At 71.2% G+C, this 22,605-nt stretch carries 12 protein-coding genes; 7 read left to right on the top strand and 5 right to left on the bottom strand.

Annotation, left to right across the window (positions count from 1 at the left end; translation table 11 throughout):
- Positions 1–237: 237 nt before the first annotated feature.
- The 3 genes from ACIP63_RS13065 to ACIP63_RS13055 all read right to left on the bottom strand — a co-directional run bounded on the left by ACIP63_RS13065 (position 238) and on the right by ACIP63_RS13055 (position 3,760).
- Entirely contained in the window at positions 238–1,005 is a 768-nt protein-coding gene (locus ACIP63_RS13065) for an enoyl-CoA hydratase/isomerase family protein (RefSeq protein ID WP_401514445.1), read from the bottom strand.
- A gap of 80 nt (positions 1,006–1,085) precedes the next feature.
- The gene (locus ACIP63_RS13060) at positions 1,086–2,336 is read right to left on the bottom strand and encodes an Ig-like domain-containing protein (protein WP_401514443.1); all 1,251 of its coding nucleotides are present in this window, start codon (positions 2,334–2,336) and stop codon (positions 1,086–1,088) included.
- 203 nt (positions 2,337–2,539) lie between these two features.
- Positions 2,540–3,760: an Ig-like domain-containing protein gene (locus tag ACIP63_RS13055; protein ID WP_401514441.1), complete on the bottom strand. Its 1,221-nt coding sequence runs from the start codon at positions 3,758–3,760 to the stop codon at positions 2,540–2,542.
- Positions 3,761–3,914: 154 nt separating this feature from the next.
- Between ACIP63_RS13055 and glgX the strand changes: the two genes are divergently transcribed.
- The 5 genes from glgX to ACIP63_RS13030 all read left to right on the top strand — a co-directional run bounded on the left by glgX (position 3,915) and on the right by ACIP63_RS13030 (position 13,056).
- Entirely contained in the window at positions 3,915–6,149 is a 2,235-nt protein-coding gene (gene glgX, locus ACIP63_RS13050; protein ID WP_401514438.1) for a glycogen debranching protein GlgX, read from the top strand.
- 185 nt (positions 6,150–6,334) lie between these two features.
- On the top strand, positions 6,335–8,137 hold the full coding sequence (locus tag ACIP63_RS13045; RefSeq protein ID WP_401514435.1) for an ABC transporter ATP-binding protein: 1,803 nt from the start codon (positions 6,335–6,337) through the stop codon (positions 8,135–8,137).
- On the top strand, positions 8,134–10,005 hold the full coding sequence (locus tag ACIP63_RS13040; RefSeq protein ID WP_401514432.1) for an ABC transporter ATP-binding protein: 1,872 nt from the start codon (positions 8,134–8,136) through the stop codon (positions 10,003–10,005). Before ACIP63_RS13045 ends, ACIP63_RS13040 begins: the two co-directional genes overlap by 4 nt.
- Positions 10,006–10,175: 170 nt before the next feature.
- The gene (locus ACIP63_RS13035) at positions 10,176–10,610 is read left to right on the top strand and encodes a hypothetical protein (protein ID WP_401514429.1); all 435 of its coding nucleotides are present in this window, start codon (positions 10,176–10,178) and stop codon (positions 10,608–10,610) included.
- 397 nt (positions 10,611–11,007) lie between these two features.
- Entirely contained in the window at positions 11,008–13,056 is a 2,049-nt protein-coding gene (locus tag ACIP63_RS13030) for a M4 family metallopeptidase (protein WP_401514426.1), read from the top strand.
- 96 nt (positions 13,057–13,152) lie between these two features.
- Here ACIP63_RS13030 and ACIP63_RS13025 read toward each other — a convergent pair whose 3' ends face one another.
- Positions 13,153–14,961, bottom strand: a complete 1,809-nt coding sequence (locus ACIP63_RS13025) for a SpoIIE family protein phosphatase (protein ID WP_401514425.1) — start codon at positions 14,959–14,961, stop codon at positions 13,153–13,155.
- 188 nt (positions 14,962–15,149) lie between these two features.
- Complete coding sequence (glgP, locus tag ACIP63_RS13020; protein ID WP_401514422.1) at positions 15,150–17,837, bottom strand: alpha-glucan family phosphorylase; 2,688 nt, start codon at positions 17,835–17,837, stop codon at positions 15,150–15,152.
- A gap of 778 nt (positions 17,838–18,615) precedes the next feature.
- Between glgP and ACIP63_RS13015 the strand changes: the two genes are divergently transcribed.
- Together ACIP63_RS13015 and treS are read left to right on the top strand one after the other, a co-directional pair.
- Complete coding sequence (locus ACIP63_RS13015; RefSeq protein ID WP_401514419.1) at positions 18,616–20,712, top strand: alpha-1,4-glucan--maltose-1-phosphate maltosyltransferase; 2,097 nt, start codon at positions 18,616–18,618, stop codon at positions 20,710–20,712.
- Complete coding sequence (treS, locus tag ACIP63_RS13010) at positions 20,709–22,415, top strand: maltose alpha-D-glucosyltransferase (RefSeq protein ID WP_104789243.1); 1,707 nt, start codon at positions 20,709–20,711, stop codon at positions 22,413–22,415. The genes ACIP63_RS13015 and treS overlap by 4 nt, the downstream gene beginning before the upstream one ends.
- Positions 22,416–22,605: the final 190 nt, after the last annotated feature.

The following is a 22,605-nucleotide window of genomic DNA, read 5'->3' as shown; positions in this document are numbered from 1 at the left end:
CTCTCCGTGACCGTTCCGGCAGAATCCCTCTGCCGGAACCAGTCATTCCGCGCCGGTTCTCCGGCATATGCCAGGGGCAGAACGGAGCCCTGTTCAGCCATGCCCACCTGCGGCGGGTGCGGGGGGCCGAGTAATTGCACGAGCGGAGGGGCCGCCGCGCCTTAAGGTTCTCTTAAGGTCCAGCTAATCCGCCCGCACGGATGAACGTGCGCGCCCCTGTACGCAACTCACGCTGGGTCAGAGGAATTCGGCCTTGCCCGGGCCCTCCTCCACGAAGCTGCGCATGCCTCGCTCGCGGTCCTCGGTGGCGAACAGCCCCGCGAACCAGGTCCGTTCGATCGTGAGCCCGGTGTCGATGTCCGTCTCCAGCCCCGCGTCCACGGACTCCTTGGCGGCCCGCAGCGCCAGCGCGGGCCCCTTGGCCAGCCGCGCCGCCCAAGCGCGCGCCTGCTCGTACACCTCGGCGGCGGGGACCACGCGGTCCACGAGTCCGATCGCCAGGGCCTCCTCGGCCTTCACCTGACGGCCCGTGAAGATCAGGTCCTTGGCCTTGGACGGCCCCACCAGCCGGGCCAGGCGCTGGGTGCCGCCGGCGCCCGGGATCAGCCCCAGCAGGATCTCCGGCTGGCCGAGCTTCGCGTTCTCCGCGGCGATCCTGAAGTCGGCGCAGAGCGCGAGCTCGCAGCCCCCGCCCAGGGCGTAGCCGGTGACGGCCGCGACCACGGGCTTGGGGATACGCGCCACGGCGGTGAAGGACTCCTGCAGGGCCCTGGAGCGTACGACCATCGCCGTATGGTCCATCGCCTGCATCTCCTTGATGTCCGCGCCCGCCGCGAACACCTTCTCGCCGCCGTAGAGGATCACCGCCCGCACGTCGTCCCGCCGGCCCGCCTCCTCGGCGAGCTCGCGCAGCCGGTCCTGGACGGCGACGTCCAGTGCGTTCATCGGCGGCCGGTCCAGCCGGATCGTGCCGACGTTGTCCTGTACTTCGAGGGTTACGGTCATGGGAGGCAGGTTAACCATGACTAACGCGGGCGGGCCCGGTGCCGTTGGTCACAGCACCGGGCCCGCCCTCCGGAACGGATCTACTTGATCCACTCCGACCAGTCCATGTTCCAGCCGTTGAGGCCGTTGTCCGGCTGGATCACCTTGTCGTGGGAGTTCTTCACGATGACGACGTCCCCGATCAGGGAGTTGTCGAAGAGCCACGCGGCGGGCGTCTTGCTGTCCCAGGCGCCGCGCACGTCCCGCAGACCGACACAGCCGTGGCTGGTGTTGGTCGAGCCGAAGATGCTGGAAGCGCCCCAGTAGTTGCCGTGGATGAAGGTGCCCGAGGTCGACAGGCGCATCGCGTGCGGCACGTCCTTGATGTCGTACTCGCCGCCGAATCCGACGGTGTCGCCGTTCATCCGGGTCACCTTGAGCTTCTCGCTGATGACCATCTGTCCGTTGTACGTGGTCGTGGCAGGGGCGCCCGCGGAGATCGGGATGTCCTTGATCTGCTTGCCGTCACGGACCACCTTCATCCGGTGGGAGCTCGCGTCGACCGTGGAGACCTGGCTGCGGCCGATGGTGAACTTCACGGTCTTGGCCTGCTTGCCGTAGACCCCCGGCCGCCCCTCGACGCCGTCGAGGTCGAGCCGCACGGTCACTTTCGTGCCCGCCGCCCAGTACTTCTCGGGGCGGAAGTCGAGGCGGTCGTTGCCGAACCAGTGCGGCTCGACCTGCACGGCGGGCTCCGCCGTCACGCTGATCGCCTTCTCCACGGCCGCCGGGTCGGTGATCCCCCGGGTGAAGTGGATCGACACCGGCATGCCCACGCCGACGGTCGAGCCGTCCTCGGGGGTGTACTGGCCGATGAAGGTGTTCTGCGGGACCAGCGTCGTGAAGCTGGTGTCCTTCGCCGACTGCCGGCCCTCGTCGTCCTTGGCGACCGCGTGCACGGTGTACTTGGTGGCGGCGGCCAGGTGACGGTCCGGCACCCAGCTGAGGCCGTCCGCGGCGATCTTGCCCTCGACCGCCTTGCCCTTGGGGTCCGCGACCTTCACCGTGCTCAGCTTGCCCTTGGCCGCCGAGACCTTCAGCGCCCCGCTGGTCGCCACGTCGTCGGCGCCGTCCTTGGGCGCGATCGTCACCACCGCCTGCGAGGCACTGGTGTCCTCGGCCTTCCCGGCCGGGCCCTTGCCGTCCTTGTCGGCGGCGTTACCGCTGCCCCCGCAAGCGGTCACCAGCAACAGCAGCGCGCCCAGTACCAGCGCGAGGAGGCCCCGGGCTCCGCGCCCGCGCCGTTCCCCGCCCGCGTCGGCCCATGCCCCCGATATCGGCTGCCCGTTCAATGTGGTCGTCTCCCCTCGCACGGCCTGGCCCCGCCATGGCCCGCACCCCCGCGCGCCGTACGTGCACGCTCGGCGCAAGATAATCACACCGCGCGTAAGGAAGAGTTCCCCGGAATGTCACTGTTCGGTCCCAAGTCGCGTCGCACCGCCGCAGGGTGGTCCCGGAGGGCTCACCTCCGGGACCTTCCCAGGTCGGGCGGGGGTCAGCGCAGCGCGGAGCCCGCCTTCCACTGCGGCCAGCCGATGTTCCAGCCGCCGAGGCCGTTGTCCGGGGCGACGGTCCTGTCGGTGGAGTTGACCACCTCGACCACATCGCCCACGAGGGTGCGCTCGAAGAACCAGCCGGCCGGGGTGTCCGAGCCGCCGCCCTTCACGTCGCGCAGCCCGATGCAGCCGTGGCTGGTGTTCTCGGAGCCGAAGATGTCCGGGGACTCCCAGTAGTTGCCGTGCAGGAAGGTCCCCGACTTCGTCAGCCGGATGGCGTGGGGCACGTCCTTGATGTCGTACTCACCGCCGAAGCCGACGGTGCTGCCGTCCATGCGGGTCACGTCGTGCAGCTCGGAGACCACCATCTTCCCGTTGTACGTGGTCGTCTTCGCGGCGCCCGCGGTGATCGGCACCGTGCTGACGACCTCGCCGTCGCGGCGTACCTCCATGGTGTGCGCCCGGGCGTCCACCACGGACGTCTGGGAGCGGCCCACCTGGAAGGCCACCTTCTTCCGCTGGCTGCCGTACACCCCCGGCGCGCCCTCCACGTCGCGCAGGCCGACGTCCACGGTCACCTCGGTGCCCGGCTCCCAGTAGCGGGCCGGGCGGAAGTCCAGCCGGTCCTTGCCGAACCAGTGGCCGACCACCTCGACCCGGGGTTCCGTGGTGATCCTGATGGCCTTCTCCACCGCGGCCCGGTTCTTGACGGGCCGGTTGAAGTCGAAGGAGACGATCATGCCGGTGCCCACGGTGGACCGGTTCTCCGGCTTGAAGTAGCCGATGAACCGGTCCTTGGGGACCAGCGTGGTGAACGTGGTGCTGCGGGCCGAGCGATGGCCGTCCTCGTCGACGGCGACGGCCTCCACGCTGTACTTCCCGGCCAGCCCGAGCCGGTACGTGTCGTCCCGGGGGGCCCACGAACGGCCGTCCTCAGCGATCCGGCCCGGCACCTCCTGGTGTTCCGCGTCCTCCATCCGGGTCACCTTCACCCGCTCGATCCGTCCGTCGGGGACGGTCACTCCGAGCCGGCTGTCGGCGCCGACGTTCTCGGCGCCGTCCTCGGGGAAGATCCGGATGGCGTCGCCGGGTGACCGGTTGTCCCCGAAGAGCGACGTCGCCTCGGTGCAGCCCGTCAGTACGGCCGGCACGGTGAACAGTCCTGCCCATGTCAGCACGGCGACCGAACCCGCCCGTGCTCTCTTCGCTACGTGGTTCACGCTCCCCCCAACGACGTGGCGGCCCCGGGGAAACGTGAGTGCGGGCCCGCCGATGGGCAGAACAGAGGGGAGGACACCGCTCGGAAGGCCGCGGCCGGGACGCCGCGCACTCCTACGGCGGGTGGCCGCTCCTACGAGCCGCAGGAGGCTAGAGGTGTCGAGCACAGCCGAGCAGGAGGAAACGCCGCGTACGACGGGGAGAGCGGTGACGGCCCGGTCGACCGTGAAGAACGAAGGAGACGAACCACCCGTATGGCCGGGTGCCCCGATGCCGCTGGGGGCACGCTTCCGGGTCGGGCCGGACGGTGTGGCGGGCACCAACTTCGCCCTCTGGGCGGGTGGGGCCGAAGCCGTCGAGCTCTGCCTCTTCGACGAGCGGGGCACCGAGACCCGTCTCCCGCTGACCGAGCTGACCCATGAGATCTGGCACGGCTTCGTTCCCGGTATCGGCGCGGGACAGCGCTACGGCTACCGGGTGCACGGCCGCTGGGACCCCTGGACCGGCGCCCGATGGAACGCGGCGAAGCTGCTCCTCGACCCGTACGCCCGTGCGGTGGACGGCTCGTTCACCCTGCCGCCCGAGGTGTACGGCCATGTGAGGGACTGGCCCGAGCAGCACGTCGCCGACACCGTGCGCGACGACCGGGACTCCGCGCCGTACGTCCCCAAGGCCGTCGTCGTGCATGACGACGACGACTGGGCGGAGGACCGTCGGCCCAAGACCCCGTGGGCGGACACGGTCATCTACGAACTGCACGTACGCGGCTTCACCGAGCTCCACCCGGACATCCCGCCCGAGCTGCGCGGCACCTACGCCGGACTCGCGCACCCCGCCGCGATCGGTCATCTCCGCCGCCTCGGTGTGACCGCCGTCGAACTGCTCCCGGTCCACCAGTTCGCCCACGAAGACCATCTGCTGCGACGCGGACTGCACAACTACTGGGGCTACAACTCGATCGGCTACTTCGCCCCGCACGCGGACTACGCGGCGAGCGGCACGACGGGACAGCAGGTCGGCGAGTTCAAGCAGATGGTGCGCGCCCTGCACGACGCCGGGATCGAGGTGATCCTCGACGTGGTCTACAACCACACGGCGGAGGCCGGCGAGCTCGGTCCGATGCTGTCCCTGCGCGGCATCGACAACCGGGGCTACTACCGCCTCCAGCAGGACGCCCGCCGCTACGCGGACTACACCGGCTGCGGGAACACCCTGCACGTGGTGCAGCCGCAGGTCCTCCGGCTGATCACGGACTCGCTCCGCTACTGGGTGACGGAGATGGGCGTCGACGGCTTCCGCTTCGACCTGGCGGCGGCGCTCGCCCGCTCGATGCACGACGTGGACATGCTCTCCCCGTTCCTGGCGGTGATCGCCCAGGACCCGGTGCTGCGCCGGGTGAAGCTGATCGCCGAACCGTGGGACGTCGGCAACGGCGGCTACCAGGTGGGCGCGTTCCCACCGCTGTGGACGGAGTGGAACGACCGCTACCGCGACGCCGTACGCGACTTCTGGCGCGGCGCCCTGCCCGACGTACGCGACATCGGTTACCGGCTCACCGGGTCGAGCGACCTGTACGCCTGGGGCGGCAGGCGGCCGTACGCCTCGGTCAACTTCGTCACCGCGCACGACGGTTTCACCCTGCGCGACCTGGTCAGCTACCAGAACAAGCACAACGAGGCCAACGGCGAGGGCAACCGGGACGGCACGGACGACAACCGCGCCTGGAACGGCGGCGCCGAGGGCGAGACCGACGATCCGGACGTCAACGCCCTGCGCCTGCGGCAGCTGCGCAACCTCCTGACCACGCTCCTCCTGTCGACCGGGGTGCCGATGCTGGTGGCGGGCGACGAGATGGGACGTACGCAGGGCGGCAACAACAACGCCTACTGCCAGGACAACGAGGTCAGCTGGCTGGACTGGTCGCTCCTGGAGGAGCCCCGCTGGCGGGGCCTGACCGAGCTGACCGCCCGGGTCCTGGCCCTGCGCCACCGCCATCCGGTGCTGCGCCGCCGCGCCTTCTTCGCGGGTACGCCGCAGGCCCCGGACGGCCTGCGGGACCTGGCCTGGTTCACCGCGCAGGGCGCGGAGATGACGGAGGGCGACTGGTACGCGCCGGCCGCGACGCTCGGGCTCTACCTCTCCGGGCGTGACATCCCGGGCCGGGACGCCCGGGGCGAGCAGATCACCGACGACAGCTTCCTGGCGGTCCTGCACGCGGACCACCGGCCCTGCGACTTCCGGCTCCCGGGCCCGCCGTGGGCCCAGGCCTACGAACTGGTGCTGGACACCTCGCGCGAGGACCAGTCCACGGCCCCCGGCACGCTCCACCGGGGCGGCACGGAGCTCACGGTGGAGGGCAGGTCGGTGCTGCTGCTGCGGGTGGCGGAGTGAGGGGGGCCGGGCGGGCCGGTCTCAGCCGAGGATGCCGGAATCCGGCCGGCGGGCGGCCGTCGACCGTATCCGCCGTCACGCCCGTCCCCGCATCAGCCGATCGGTTGACCGGTCCCTCCGACCAGCGGCGTGTGACCGGAAAACCACGTGAGCGATGTCAGTGGTGAACCATAGGCTCGGTCCTGATGCCCGAGAAACCTGCAGAGCCCACGGACCGGTCCGCCGTGCGCTCCCTCCTGCGCCTGTGGCCCTATGTCAGACCGGTGCGTGTGCGCTGGATCAGCGCGGCGCTCGTGGCGGTTCTCGCCTCCTGTCTCGCGCTGGTGATCCCCCTGGTCCTGAAGTGGATGGTGGACGGTCCCGTCGCGGACCGCGATCCGGGCGGGGTATGGCTGGGGGCACTCTGGCTGCTGCTTCTGGGGATCGTCGAGGCCGGGCTGTTCGGGCTCCGCCGGTGGCTCGTGGCCCGGCCGCTGGCCGGTGTCGAGGCGTCGATGCGCGCCGATCTCTACCGTCATCTCCAGAGGCTTCCCGTGGCGTTCCACGACCGCTGGCCCTCGGGGCAGCTGCTCTCACGCGGGACGACGGACCTGATGCTGCTGCGGATGTTCCTGGCCTTCCCGCTGACGTTCCTGCTGGTCAACGCCACGACGATTCTGGTCGGTTTCGTCATCCTGTTCGCCCAGGAGTGGTCGCTGGGGCTGGTGCTGCTCGCGCCCGCCGTCCCCCTGATGGTCCTGTGCTCGCTCTTCGAGACGAAGTACGCCCTGGTGGCGCGGAAGGCCCAGGACCAGGTCGGCGATCTGACGACGGTCGTCGAGGAGAGCGTGCTGGGCATCCGTATCGTCAAGGGCTTCGGCCGCAACCGCAGCCAGGCGCTGGCCTTCCGCGCGCTCGCGCGGCGGCTGCGCACGACGGAGCTGGGCAAGGCCCGGCTGCTCGCGGGGATCTGGGCGCTCATCACGGCCATCCCGGAGCTGGCGATCGGTGCGGCGCTGGTGCTCGGCACGATCGAGGTCGCGGACGGCGGTCTCTCCGCGGGCACGCTCGTCGCGTTCCTCTCGACGGCTCTGGCGCTGCGCTGGCCGGTCGAGTCGATCGGCTTCCTGCTGGCGATGAGCCAGGAGTCGGCGACGGCCGCCGACCGCTACTTCGAGGTCATGGACGTCGCGGAGGAGCCGGAGTCCGGGGCCCCGGGAGAGGCGGCCGGGACCGCCGGGCAGGGCATGGTCTTCGAGGGGGTGGAGTTCCGCTACCCCGACGCCGAGCCCGGCTCGCCGCCGGTCCTGGCCCGTGTGGACCTCCGGATCCGGCCCGGCGAGACCATGGCGCTGGTGGGCGCCACGGGGTCCGGGAAGACGACGCTGACGGCGCTCGTCCCCCGGTTGCACGAGGTCACCGGCGGCCGGATCCTGCTGGACGGCGAGGACGTCGCCACCATCGAGCGGTCCCGGCTGCGCGAGCTGGTCTCGGTGGCCTTCGAGGAACCCACCCTCTTCTCGGCGACCGTCGGGGAGAACGTGCTCATGGGCGCGGAGGGCGCGGGCGAACAGGAGCTGCGCCGGGCCCTGTCGGTCGCGCAGGCCGACTTCGTGCACGAGCTGCCGCAGGGCATCGACACCCAGGTCGGCGAGCAGGGGCTGAGCCTCTCCGGCGGCCAGCGGCAGCGGCTCGCGCTGGCCCGCGCCGTGGTCGGCCGGCCGCGCTTCCTGGTGCTCGACGACCCGCTCTCCGCCCTGGACGTGCACACGGAGACGCTGGTGGAAGCGGCGCTGCGACGGGTCCTGGAGGAGACGACGGCCGTGGTCGTCGCCCACCGGCCGTCCACGGTGATGCTCGCGGACCGGGTGGCCCTGCTCTCCGAGGGCCGGATCAGCGCCGTGGGCACCCATCAGGAACTCCTGCGCACCAACGCCGAGTACGCCTGGCTGATGTCCGGCGACCGGGGCACCGGCGTTCTCGTCCCCGAGGAGGGCAGCACCCGATGACCAGTACGACTGCCGACGGACCCGCCCTCGCCGACGAGGACCTCCCCGGGAGGGAGCCCGGTCCGGCCGGGGGCGACGGGGACGCGTTCGACGCCGACGCCCTGCCCGCTCCCCCGGGTGCCACCCGGGCACTGCTGACCTCCCTGCTCGCACCGCTGCGGGCCAGGGTGGTCGTGGCCTCCCTCCTGCTGCTCGTCCAGCAGGCCGCCGTGCAGGCGGGCCCGCTGCTCGTCGCGTACGCCATCGACAGCGGTGTGCCCGCGTTCCGGGACCACGACTACGGCCCGCTGGCCGCCGTGGGCATCGGGTACGCGGTGTGCTCGGTCGGTGCGGGGCTGCTCCAGTACGCCTTCATCCGGGCCGCGGCCCGGATCAACCAGGACGTGCTGCTCGATCTGCGCGGGCGGATCTTCCGGCACGCTCAGGCGCTGAGTGTGGACTTCCACGAGCGCTACACCTCGGGCCGGCTGATCTCCCGCTCGACCACCGACGTGGAGTCCCTGCGGGAGCTGCTGAGCGAGGGGTTGCAGGAACTCATCGGGGTGGTCCTGTCGTTCGTCTCGATCTCCCTGATGCTGCTCTGGCTCGACCTCGGCATCGGCGCCATCGCCGTGGCGTCCTTCGCTCCGCTGTATCTGCTGGTGCGGGCCTACCGGCGCCGGGCGGCGAAGGCGTACTCGGCGCGTTCGTCGGCGATCGCCGCGGTCATCGTGAAGTTCGCCGAGACGATGAACGGAATCCGCCCGGTGCAGGCGTTCCGCAGGGAGCGCGCCAACGACGAGGACTTCGCGGTGTTCAACCGCCGTCACGAGCGGAGGAACGGCGACGCGCTGCTGGAGATGGCCCGCTACGTCGTGGGCTCCCGGCTCGTCGCCAACACGGCGGTGGCGGCGATGGTGCTCTGGGGCGCCTACCGGGTGGCGTCGGACACGCTGGCGCTCGGCGTCCTGGCCGCGGCGGTGCTCTATCTGCGGCGGCTGTACGACCCGATCGACCGGCTCGCGATGTTCCTCAACTCCTACCAGTCGGCGGCCGCTTCGCTGGAGAAGATCGCCGGCCTGCTGGCGCAGACGCCCTCGGTGCCCGAGCCCGTAGCCCCGAAGGTGCTGCCGGCCCTCGCCGGTGATCTCCCGGGCCGGGAGGTCGTGTTCGACGGGGTGCGGTTCGCCTACCGCACGGGCGGCGAGGTCCTGCCGCGCTTCGATCTGACCCTGCCCGCGGGCCAGACCGTGGCCGTGGTCGGCTCGACGGGCGCGGGCAAGTCGACGCTGGCCAAGCTGCTGGCACGCTTCTACGACCCGACGGAGGGCCGGGTCCTCCTGGACGGCGCCGATCTGCGCGACCTGGCGACGGCCGAGCTGCGGCGGGGCGTGGTGATGGTGACCCAGGAGGCGTTCCTGTTCTCCGGGACGATCGCGGAGAACATCGCGATCGGCCGTCCGGAGGCGACGCCCGAGGAGATCGAGCACGCGGCCAAGGCCATCGGGGCGCACGACTTCATCAGCTCCCTGCCCGACGGGTACGACACGGACGTCCGTAAGCGGGGCGGCCGGATCTCCGCGGGCCAGCGCCAGCTGGTGGCCTTCGCGCGGGCGCTGCTGGCGGACCCGGCGGTGCTGATCCTCGACGAGGCCACGAGTTCGCTGGACATCCCGGGTGAGCGGGCGGTGCAGCGGGCGATGGACACGGTGCTGCACGGCCGCACGGCGGTGGTGATCGCGCACCGCCTGTCGACCGTGGAGATCGCGGACCGGGTCCTGGTGATGGAGCACGGGCGGATCGTGGAGGACGGCTCACCGGCCGAACTCATCGGCGGTACGGGCCGGTTCGCGGGCCTGCACCGGGCGTGGCGGGAGAGCCTGGCCTGAGGGCCTTCTAAGGCGGCGGCGTCCGCTCCCCCGGGCCGCTCCACGCCGTCGGCCCGGGGGCCCGCGGCCTCCGCCACCCGGCCGGCCAGGCCGCGACCTCCTGGTTTACGCTCCTGCTCGCACCGGTCGACCTCCTCGCCCGTGTCCCGCACAGAGTGATGAGGTGGCCCGTGTCGCGTTCCTCCCGGTCGGTCCAGACCCTGTTTCCCGTCGTGCTCGCCGTCAGCCTGACCGCGTGCAGCTGGCTGCCCGTCCCGCCGGTCCCCGGCGGTGACCCGGCCGTTCTGAGTCCGGCGCGTACGGCGACCACATGGACCGACACCCACGGCGGCACACTGGAGCTGAAGCCGAACGGGGCGATAGCCGCCGACAACGTCTGCGGCAGCCCCGACGACGATGCCGGGAGGAACGTGGTCAGGTCGGGAGCAGGCACCTGGGTCGCCTCCGACTTCAAGGGGCAGACCACCGTCTACGCGTCGTTCGACAACAGCGACTCCTTCACCTCCTACCAGGCCCTGAGGGACGGCAGCACGCTGAAGCTCTGGATCTACATCGGCGACCCCGACAACGGCAAGCTCTGCGTTCTCTCCGCGCCCGCGAGGTGAGACGCCCCGCCCCGCTGCCGAACACGCGGTGAGCGGCAGTCCGCCCCGGCCCCGGCCCGTATCCGGCCATACCCGCGCGCCGTCTCAGCCCGTGGTCCCCGTCCGCTTCCCCAAGCGCACCCCGGGCACGGTGGCTACCGACGGAAACCCCTCTCTGCCCTGCGGTGCACGGAAGATGAAAGCCCCATCAACCTCCCACGCCACACGCATGACACACGGCGAAACGTCCGCTTAACGAACATGACCATTCCGGCAACGGACGACTTCCGGCCAATGTGTTGACGCGGTCCTGACACGCACCTGTTCCGGCTGACACTCTTCCCCCGTTCCACGCACCGCCTGCTCTGCCCGGCCGGCTCACCCAGTCGGCCGGCTCCCCCTCGCAGAAGGAGTCCGCGTGAGACCCACGCCCAGCCGTCGCGCCACCGCGACCGGCGCTCTGATTGCCGCAGCCGCCCTCCTCGCCGTCGGAATGCAGGGCGGTGCCGCGACGGCCGCCCCCGAAGCCGCGAGCGCCGCCCCCGCGGCCGCGGTGAAGGGCGCCGACCCCGGCGCGCTCCCCGCGAAGCTCTCCCCCGCCCAGCGCGCCGAACTGCTCCGCGAGGCCGACGCCACCAAGGCGGCCACCGCCGACGAACTCGGTCTCGGCGCCACGGAGAAGCTCGTCGTCCGCGATGTCGTCAAGGACGTGGACGGCACCACGCACACCCGCTACGAGCGCACGCTCGACGGTCTCCCCGTCCTCGGCGGCGACCTGGTCGTGGCCGAGTCGAAGTCCGGCACGACCGAGGGCGTCACCAAGGCGTCCAGGGCGACCGGCGCGCAGCTGAAGGCGGTCGGCACCACCGCGGACGTCGCACCGGCCACCGCCGAGAAGCAGGCGCTCACCGCGGCGCGGGCCGACGGCTCGAAGAGCACCGAGGCGAGCAAGGCCCCGCGCAAGGTCGTCTGGGCGGCGAGCGGGACCCCGCAGCTGGCGTACGAGACCGTGGTCGGCGGCCTCCAGCACGACGGCACCCCGAACGAGCTGCACGTCATCACGGACGCCACCTCGGGCGCCAAGCTCTTCGAGTGGCAGGCCATCGAGACCGGCACGGGCAACACGCAGTACAGCGGCCAGGTGACCCTGGGCACCTCGGGCTCCGGAAGCTCGTACAACCTGACCGACTCCGCGCGCGGCAACCACAAGACGTACAACCTGAACCGCGGTACGTCCGGCACCGGGACCCTGTTCTCCGGCCCCGACGACATCTGGGGCAACGGCAGCGCGTCGAACACGGAGACGGCAGCCGCCGACGCGCACTACGGCGCCGCGGAGACCTGGGACTTCTACAAGAACGTCATGGGCCGCACCGGCATCAAGGGTGACGGCGTCGGGGCGTACTCCCGTGTCCACTACGGCAACAGCTACGTCAACGCCTTCTGGTCCGACAGCTGCTTCTGCATGACGTACGGCGACGGCAGCGGCAACGCCGCGCCGCTGACCTCGCTCGACGTGGCGGCGCACGAGATGACGCACGGCGTCACCTCCAACACCGCCGGTCTGAACTACAGCGGTGAGTCGGGCGGTCTCAACGAGGCCACCTCGGACATCTTCGCGGCCGGCGTGGAGTTCTACTCCAACACCACCACGGACCCGGGCGACTACCTCGTCGGCGAGAAGATCGACATCAACGGCGACGGCACGCCGCTGCGTTACATGGACAAGCCCAGCAAGGACGGCGCGTCCAAGGACTCCTGGTACTCGGGCCTCGGCTCGGTCGACGTCCACTACTCCTCGGGACCGGCGAACCACTTCTTCTACCTGCTCTCCGAGGGCAGCGGCGCCAAGACGGTCAACGGGGTCTCCTACGACTCCCCGACGTCCGACGGGCTCCCGGTGACCGGCATCGGCCGGGACAAGGCGCTGCAGATCTGGTTCAAGGCGCTCACCACGAAGTTCACCTCCACCACGAACTACGCCGCGGCCCGCACCGGCACCCTCGCCGTGGCCGGTGAGCTGTACGGCACCACGAGCGCCGAGTACACCGCGGTCGCCAACGCCTGGGCCGGCATAGCCGTCGGCTCCCGTCCCGGCGGCGGCACCGACCCCGACCCGGGCGGCACGGTCTTCCAGAACACGACCGTCAAGGCCATCGCCGACCGGAGCACCACCAGCTTCCCGGTCGTCGTCAGCGGCATCACCGGCAAGGCGCCCAGCGACCTGTCGGTGGCGGTGAACATCAGCCACACCTACCGCGGTGACCTCGTCCTGGACCTGGTCGCCCCGGACGGGACGGCGTACCGCCTGAAGAACTCCTCGTCGAGCGACTCCGCGGACAACGTGGTGGCGACCTACACGGTCAACGCCTCGGCCGAGACGGCGAACGGCACGTGGAACCTCAAGGTCCAGGACGTCTACTCGGGCGACACCGGCACCTTCAACAGCGTCAAGCTCACCTTCTGAGCACCGTACGGGGGCGCTGATCAGGGCGTCGCCACGGAGCGCGCGGCAGCAGTGGAACAGCTCCGGGGAGCACCCTCCCCGGGGCTGTTCCGCGTGTCAGTGCGAGGAGTTCGCGTCCCGGCCGGGGAGGTTCTGCTCGGCCCAGACGATCTTGCCGGTCGCCGTCCGGCACGAACCCCAGCTGCGGCACAGCAGGTTGATGAGCTGGAGCCCCCTGCCACCCTCGTCGCTGAGGTCGGCGTGCTGGATCTGCGGCAGGTCGGGCCCGGTGTCGGCCAGCTCCACCTGGAGCCGCTCGTCGCAGAGCAGCCTGAGCCGGCCGGGCCCGCCGCCGTAGCGCAGGGCGTTGCCGACCAGTTCGCTGACCACCAGCTCCGTCACATCGGCGAGTTCGTCCAGGCCCCACCGGGCGAGCTGCTCGGTGACCAGCTTGCGGGCGGTGGACGCGGGGTTGCCCTCCGTGGGCAGGTCCCACTCCCGCAACCGGACGTCGGGGGCGAGCTCGTGGCCCCCCGCGACCAGCAGCACCGCCTCGTCGAACCGGCCGTCGTCCTGCCGCGGCGAGGTGAGCGGGCCTCCGGCGTCGAGCTTCTCGGGCGCCATCGCCGCCACGGAGGCGCGCAGCCCCTCCAGTTGTACGTCCACGTCGTCGGTGCGCGTCTTGATCAGCCCGTCGGTGTAGAACACGAGCCGTCCGCCGGCCGGTCCGCGCAGTCTCAGCGGGTCGTACGGGATGACCCCGGCACCCAGCGGTGCTCCGACCGGCACGTCGGGATAGCGGGCGGTCCCGTCCGCTTCGACGAGCAGCGGCGGCGGATGGCCGGCGCTCGCGATCGTGTAGCTGGAGTCCGCCGGGTCGTAGACCGCGCACAGACACGTGGCGACCTGGTCGTCCTCCAGGTCGCGGGTGGCCAGGTCCAGCCGGGCGAGGAGCCGGTCGGGGGCGATGTCCAGCATCATGAGCGTACGGGCGACGGTCCGCAGCCTGCCCATCGTGGCGGCGGCGGGCAGGCCGTGCCCGGTGACGTCGCCGACGACCAGCGCCGTGCGCCCGCTGGGGAGCGCGACCACGTCGTACCAGTCACCGCCCACCCCGTGCGCGTCGACGGCCGGCGCGTAGTGGGCGTGCACCCGCAGGCCGGGGGTGTGCGGTGTGGCGCGCGGGAGCAGGGAGCGCTGGAGCGAGACGACATGCTCGCGCTCGCGTCCGTAGAGCCGGGCGTTGTCTATGAAAACCGCGGCCATGGAGGCCAGTTGGTGCGCGAGTTCCAGGTCGGCCCGGTTGAAGGGCGGGCTGTCACCTGCGCGTACGAAGTCGGCGGAGCCCAGCAGGACCCCGCGGGCGGTCAGCGGCACGGCCATGTAGCTGTGGACCCCCTGCCGGCGCATCGCCTCCGCCGCGCTGGGCGTCGGCGCCACGCGCTCGTAGTCCTCCGGGGTCATCCGGCCGACCAGCACGGGCCGGCCGTTGCGCAGGCACTCGGTGGTCAGCAGCGTCTCGCGGCGTTCCCGGCGGTCGACGACCTCGCCCACCGGGGCGGGTTCGAGCTCGTCCAGCGCCTGGATGGCGCGCACGGCCATCGCGCGGGTGACGGGCACCGCCGCGCCGGTGACGCGCTCGCCCTCCTCCCCGCGCAGCACGGATTCCAGCAGATCGACGGCGGCGGCGTCGGCCAGTCGCGGCACGCTGAACGCGGCCAGCTCGCTGGCCGTCCGCTCCAGGTCGAGCGTCGTGCCGATCCGGGTGCTCGCCTCGTTGAGCCAGCGCATCCGGGCCGCGGTGGTGAAGCGGTCGCCCCTCGGCGGTCCCGCGGGTTCCGGCCGGCGGATGTGCAACTGCCGTGAGGTGCCGTTCTGCGCGGCCAGCCGACGGGTCAGGCGTCTCGCTCGGCCTCCGCCGTTCACCGTGCTGACCTCCACTCGCGCCCGGTGGGACGCCTCGCTGTCGTGTCGGTGGCTTCAGGGCCACACCGGCAGGGCTGTCATGTTAGCGAGATCACGCCCGATGCACCCCTGCCGGTACCAGGCGGACCGCAGGACACGCGGGTGGGCCCGGCGCACGGACACGCCGGGCCCACCGTGAGCGGGGGGAGTCAGCGCAGGAGCACCCCGCCGCCGTCGCCCGTGGACGCGTTCGGCACCGCGACCAGGCCCAGCTCCGCGCCGGAGGCGAGCAGCCGGTGCGAGGGCAGGACGCGCACGGTGTAGCCGTAGGGGCCCGTACGGTCGAGGGCGAGCGGACCCTCGTACAGCCAGCGGTCCTCCAGGTCGTGACCGCCCGCCGGCTTCAGCGGGTACGTCTGGGCCTCCGCGATCGCGTCCCCGGAGTCGACCCGGCCCGCGACCACCTGCACCTCCACGTCCTCCGGGTCGAGGCCGCCCAGAGCGATCCGGACCCGGAGCGCCAGGGTGGACCCCAGCTCGGCGGAGCCGCCGACGACCGTGTCGGCGGAGGCCTCCACGTGGTCGACCGCCACCTGCGGCCAGGCCGCGCGGACCTTGGCCTTCCAGGCGGCGAGCTCGCGGGCGGCCGCCGGCTCCAGCGCCCGGCGCGACTGCGCCGCGGGGGCGTAGAGCCTCTCGACGTACTCGCGCACCATGCGGCCCGCGAGGACCTTGGGGCCCAGGGTGACCAGGGTGCGGCGGACCATCTCGATCCACCGCTGGGGCAGGTCGTCGGCGTCGCGGTCGTAGAAGCGGGGGGCGACCCGGTCCTCGATCAGCGCGTAGAGGGCGTTGGCCTCCAGCTCGTCGCGCCGCTCCTCGTCGGTGGCGGAGCCGTCGGCGGTGGGGATCGCCCAGCCGAAGTCGGGCTCGAACCACTCGTCCCACCAGCCGTCGCGCACGGAGAGGTTGAGGCAGCCGTTGAGCGCCGCCTTCATCCCGCTGGTGCCGCAGGCCTCCAGGGGGCGCAGCGGGTTGTTGAGCCAGACGTCGCAGCCCGGGTAGAGCTTCTGGGCCATCCCCATGCCGTAGTCGGGCAGGAAGACGATGCGGTGGCGCACCCTCGGGTCGTCCGAGAACCGCACCAGCTCCTGGACGAGCCGCTTGCCGCCGTCGTCGGCCGGGTGGGCCTTGCCGGCGACGACGATCTGGATCGGGTGCGTCGGGTGGAGCAGCAGCTCGCGGAGGCGGTCCCGGTCGTGCAGCATCAGCGTCAGCCGCTTGTACGAGGGCACCCGGCGGGCGAAGCCGATGGTCAGCACGTCCGGGTCGAGCACCCCGTCGATCCAGCCCAGTTCGGCGGTGCCGGCGCCGCGACGGCGCCAGGAGGCGTAGAGGCGCTTGCGCACCTCGGTGACGAGCTGCTCGCGCAGCCCTCTGCGGAGGTCCCAGATCTCCCGGTCGCCGACCGCGGTCACGGCGTCCCAGCGTCTGGGGGTGCCCCCCGCGCCCGCCGTCCCGCCGTCGGCGCCGGACGCGATGCCGACCTCGGCTCCGGCGAGGGCGTTCTCCGCGCGCTCGGAGCCGAACGTGCCGGCGCCGAGCCGGAGGACCTCGGGCGCGACCCAGGTCGGGGCGTGCACCCCGTTGGTCACCGAGGTGATCGGCACCTCGGAAGGGTCGAATCCCGGCCACAGCCCGGAGAACATCTCCCGGCTGACGGCTCCGTGCAGGGTGGAGACCCCGTTGGCGCGCTGGGCGAGCCGCAGCCCCATCACCGCCATGTTGAAGAGGTCGGGCTCACCTCCGGCGTAGGTCTCCATCCCGAGGCGCAGGATCCGCTCCACGCCGACCCCGGGCAGCTCGCCGTCGTCACCGAAGTGACGGGCCACGAGCTGCCGTTCGAAGCGGTCTATCCCGGCGGGTACCGGGGTGTGCGTGGTGAAGACGGTGCCGGCCCGTACGACCTCCAGGGCGGCGTCGAAGTCCAGACCGGTCTCGGAGAGTTCCCGGATCCGCTCCAGGCCGAGGAATCCGGCGTGCCCCTCGTTGGTGTGGAACACCTCGGGGGCCGGGTGCCCGGTCAGCCGGCAGTAGGTGCGCACGGCGCGCACCCCGCCGATGCCGAGCAGCATCTCCTGCAGCAGCCGGTGGTCGCTGCCGCCGCCGTAGAGCCGGTCGGTGACGTCACGCTCGCCCGGTGCGTTCTCCTCGACGTCGGAGTCGAGGAGCAGCAGGGGGACGCGCCCGACCTGGGCCTGCCAGACCGAGGCGTACAGGGACCGGCCGCCGGGCAGGGCGAGGACCACCCTGCTGGGGGTGCCGTCGGTCTCCCGCAGGAGGGTGAGCGGCAGCTCGTTGGGGTCCAGGACGGGGTAGTGCTCCTGCTGCCAGCCGTCCCGGGACAGGCTCTGGCGGAAGTAGCCGTGCCGGTAGAGCAGGCCCACCCCGATGAGCGGTACGCCGAGGTCGCTGGCGGCCTTGAGATGGTCGCCGGCCAGGATGCCGAGCCCGCCCGAGTACTGGGGCAGGGCGGCGGTGACGCCGAATTCGGGTGAGAAGTAGGCGATGGCCGCGGGGAGCTCCGCGCCCTGGGAGAGCTGGTTCTGATACCACCTCGGGCCGCCGAGGTAGTCCCGGAGGCCCTCGGACACCTCGGTGAGCCGGCGCACGAAGTGCTGGTCCCCGGCCAGCTCGGCGAGACGTGCGGCGGAGACGGCGCCGAGCAGACGCACGGGGTCGGCGTCCGCGGGCCGCCAGCCCTCCGGGTCGGCCGCCTGGAAGAGCTGTTGGGTCTCGGTGTGCCAGGACCAGCGCAGGTTGCGGGCGAGGTCGCTGAGCGGTCGCAGGGGTTCGGGGAGGACGGGACGCACGGTGAATCGACGAATGGCCTTCACGTATCCCACCTTTACAGGGGACGTACGGATCCGAGGGGACGCACGACGGTGGGCGCCCTCTCCGTCACCCTCGACGGTAGCGGTGTGCCGCCGTACGCGACCACGGCGCGCGACCGGCTCAGTGCGTACGGCGCGGTGCGGTCCGCCCGCTCCCGTCCCCCGCGCTGCACCGCGCGCGCCCTCCCTCAGCCGGCCCCTGGACACCTCCTGTCGCCGGGGTCCCGCCGGTCTCTCGGGCCCCTCTCGCCCCATGGGCCAGATGCGCCAGTTACGTACCCTTCTGTCACGGGCGATATGGCTGATTTCCTCACCTCACGCGGACTTGTGGCACCCCACACCTCAGGGAAGGCTTCGGGGGTGCCCGCTCGTCGGCCGGGGGACCGGCGCGCGGCCCACAGCGCGTGCTCCGGTTGCACCCAGGAGTTAACACACCGCCGGGTTGGCCACTCGAAAACGGTGGGAAGGCTCCCTCGGGAACGACCTGGTGCGCGATGGAGAGCGGATCAGCGAGCGTCGGGAGCCCGCTCTCCATCGCGCACCAGGTGAGACCCCCGCGCTGCACATCCCAGGTGCCCCGGTCGGAGCACGAATCCGCCGCGCGCCTGCCATTCGAGTGCCATTCGAGTGAACGCGGACAGGAGCGGCCATGCCCACAGCCCGCCAGCCGACAACCGAGCAGCTACAAAGGACGCAACCCCACCATCGCGGCGCGCGCGGTCAGCCCTTCACGCCCACGTCGCGCGCCGTGCATGCCGAGCTCCGACCCCCAGGTGATTCCATGATCGGTCGCATTCCCGTCCTGGACGTCCGTCCGCTCGTCGACTGCGGCAGACGGCCCGCCAAAGCCGTCGCGGGTGAGACCTTCGAGGTCAGCGCCACGGTGTTCCGCGAGGGCCACGACGCCGTGGCCGCCAATGTCGTCCTGTGCGACCCGAGCGGACGGCCCGGACCCTGGACGCCGATGCGCGAGCTGGCACCGGGCACGGACCGGTGGGGCGCCGACGTCACCCCGGGGTCGGAGGGGCACTGGACGTACACCGTCGAGGCGTGGAGCGACCCGGTCACCACCTGGCGCTCGCACGCGCGGATCAAGATCCCGGCGGGCATCGACACCGCGCTGGTCCTGGAGGAGGGGGCCGAGCTGTACGCCCGCGCCGCCGAGGGCGTGCCCAAGAAGGACGGCCGCGAGGCGGTGCTGGCCGCCGTCGACGCGCTGCGCGACACGAAGCGCCCGGCGGCCTCCCGGCTCGCCGCCGCGCTGACCGCCGAGGTGGACGAGGCGCTCGGCCGCCACCCCCTGCGCGAACTGGTCACCGCGTCCCGGCCGCTGCCGCTGACCGTCGAGCGCCGACGCGCCCTGTACGGCTCCTGGTACGAGATGTTCCCGCGCTCCGAGGGCGCCCGGCCGGAGCCGGTGGAGCCCCCGAAGCCCGCCCGGAAGCCCCGGGCCACGAAGACCGCGAAGACGGCCGCCACCCGCAGGAAGGTTCCGGCGGCTGTCACGGAGCAGCTCCCGCCGCCGGCTCCCCGGATGCTCAGCGGCACGTTCCGGACCGCCGCCGAGCGGCTTCCGGCCGTCGCCGCGATGGGGTTCGACGTCGTCTATCTCCCGCCGATCCACCCCATCGGCACCACCCATCGCAAGGGCCCCAACAACAGCCTCACCCCCGGAGCGGACGACCCGGGAGTGCCCTGGGCGATCGGTTCGGCGGACGGCGGGCACGACGCCGTCCATCCGGATCTCGGCACGATCGAGGACTTCGACCACTTCGTCGCGACGGCCCGCACGCTGCGGATGGAGATCGCGCTGGACTTCGCCCTCCAGTGCTCCCCGGACCACCCGTGGGTGACGGAGCATCCGGAGTGGTTCCACCACCGCGCCGACGGGTCCATCGCCTACGCCGAGAACCCGCCCAAGAAGTACCAGGACATCTATCCGATCGCGTTCGACAAGGACCTGCCCGGGATCGTCGCGGAGAGCGTGCGCATCCTGCGGTACTGGATGGAGCACGGCGTACGGATCTTCCGCGTCGACAATCCGCACACCAAGCCGGTGGTCTTCTGGGAGAAGGTGATCGCCGACATCAACCGCACCGACCCGGACGTGATCTTCCTGGCCGAGGCCTTCACCCGCCCCGCGATGATGCGCACACTGGCCTCGGTCGGCTTCCAGCAGTCCTACACGTACTTCACCTGGCGTAACACGAAGCAGGAACTCACCGAGTACGTCACGGAGCTTTCGGGCGAGAGTTCCTCGTACATGCGGCCCAACTTCTTCGTGAACACGCCCGACATTCTTCCCGGTTACCTCCAGGACGGCGGCCGTCCCGCCTTCGGTGCCCGGGCCGTGCTGGCCGCGACCCTGTCCCCCTCCTGGGGCGTGTACGCGGGCTTCGAGCTGTACGAGAACACCCCGGTGTGTCCCGGGAGCGAGGAGTACCAGGACTCCGAGAAGTACCAACTCAGGCCCAGGGACTGGGAGTCGGCGGAACGTGAGGGCCGCTCGCTCGCTCCCCTGATCACCTCCCTCAACAGGATCCGGCGTCGCCATCCGGCGCTCCAGCAACTGCGCGACGTCCACTTCCACTCGGTCGACAACGAGGCGCTGATCGCGTACAGCAAGCGCTCGGGTTCGGACATCGTTCTGGTGGTCGTCAACCTCGACCCTCACCACACCCAGGAGGCCACGGTCTCGTTGGACATGCCGCATCTCGGCCTCGACCGGCACGAGAGCGTGCCGGTGCGCGACGAGCTCACCGGCGACACCTATCACTGGGGCAGGGCCTTCTATGTGCGTCTGGAGCCGGGTGTCACACCCGCGCACATCGCGGTCCTGCGACCGTCCCCGCCGACCGGAGGGTCACCCACACCATGATCGTCAATGAGCCTGTCCACGACCTGTTCGAGGACACTCCCGCCAAGGACCGCGATCCCGACTGGTTCAAGCGCGCCGTCTTCTACGAGGTACTCGTACGGTCCTTCCAGGACTCGAACGGGGACGGCGTCGGTGACCTCAAGGGCCTCACCGCCAAGCTCGACTACCTGCAGTGGCTGGGCGTCGACTGCCTCTGGCTGCCGCCGTTCTTCAAGTCGCCGCTGCGCGACGGTGGTTACGACGTATCCGACTACACGGCCGTGCTGCCCGAGTTCGGCGACCTCGCCGACTTCGTGGAGTTCGTCGACGCCGCGCACCAGCGCGGCATGCGCGTGATCATCGACTTCGTCATGAACCACACGAGCGACCAGCACGACTGGTTCCAGCAGTCCCGCACCGACCCGGACGGGCCGTACGGCGACTACTACGTCTGGGCCGACGACGACAAGCAGTTCCCGGACGCGCGGATCATCTTCGTCGACACGGAGACGTCCAACTGGACCTTCGACCCGGTCCGCAAGCAGTACTACTGGCACCGGTTCTTCTCGCACCAGCCCGATCTCAACTACGAGAACCCGGCGGTGCAGGAGGAGATCATCTCGGCCCTGCGCTTCTGGCTGGACCTCGGCATCGACGGCTTCCGCGTCGACGCCGTGCCCTACCTCTACCAGCGCGAGGGGACGAACTGCGAGAACCTCCCGGAGACCCACGGCTTCCTCAAGCGGGTCCGCAAGGAGATCGACGCCAACTACCCGGACACCGTGCTGCTGGCCGAGGCCAACCAGTGGCCGGAGGACGTCGTCGACTACTTCGGCGACTACACGGCCGGCGGCGACGAGTGCCACATGGCGTTCCACTTCCCGGTGATGCCCCGCATCTTCATGGCCGTACGGCGTGAGAGCCGCTACCCGGTCTCGGAAATCCTGGCGAAGACCCCGGCGATCCCGTCGGGCTGCCAGTGGGGCATCTTCCTGCGCAACCACGACGAGCTCACGCTCGAGATGGTCACGGACGAAGAGCGCGACTACATGTACGCGGAGTACGCCAAGGATCCGCGGATGCGGGCCAACATCGGCATCCGCCGGCGCCTCGCGCCGCTCCTGGACAACGACCGGAACCAGATCGAGCTGTTCACGGCGCTGCTGCTGTCCCTGCCCGGCTCCCCGATCCTCTACTACGGGGACGAGATCGGGATGGGCGACAACATCTGGCTGGGCGACCGTGACGCCGTGCGCACCCCGATGCAGTGGACGCCCGACCGCAACGCCGGCTTCTCCTCCAGCGACCCGGGGCGGCTCTACCTCCCCACGATCATGGACCCGGTCTACGGCTACCAGGTCACCAACGTCGAGGCGTCGATGGCCTCGCCGTCGTCGCTGCTGCACTGGACGCGGCGGATGATCGAGATCCGCAAGCAGAACCCCGCCTTCGGTCTCGGTTCGTACAGCGAACTGCCGTCGTCGAACCCCGCGGTGATCGCGTTCACCCGCGAGTACAAGGACGACCTCGTGCTGTGCGTCCACAACTTCTCGCGGTTCGCGCAGCCGACCGAGCTCGATCTGCGGGCCTTCGACGGGCGTCATCCGGTGGAGCTGATCGGCGGGGTGCGTTTCCCCGCCGTGGGTCAGTGGCCCTACCTGCTGACTCTCGCGGGGCACGGCTTCTACTGGTTCCGGCTGCGGAAGGACGCTCCGGTCGGCTGACCGGAGACGGCGGACGACTGACGGCGCCTCACCTCCGGGGCGCCACCCGCGGGGCGGTTTCCGCCGCCCCGCACGGGGCACTCTCCCCGATATCGAGCAGTTCCTGGCTCTTCCGGGCACTTGTGGCCCATTGATCGAGCATTGATCGAGTCCATACGGACTTTTCCTCACCCGACACGTCCCGCACAGC

The organism is Streptomyces sp. NPDC088746, from assembly GCF_044751065.1.
GTDB lineage: Bacteria > Actinomycetota > Actinomycetes > Streptomycetales > Streptomycetaceae > Streptomyces.
The sequence above is the reverse complement of the archived record's forward strand: the minus strand, read 5'-3'. Positions and strand labels throughout refer to the sequence as shown.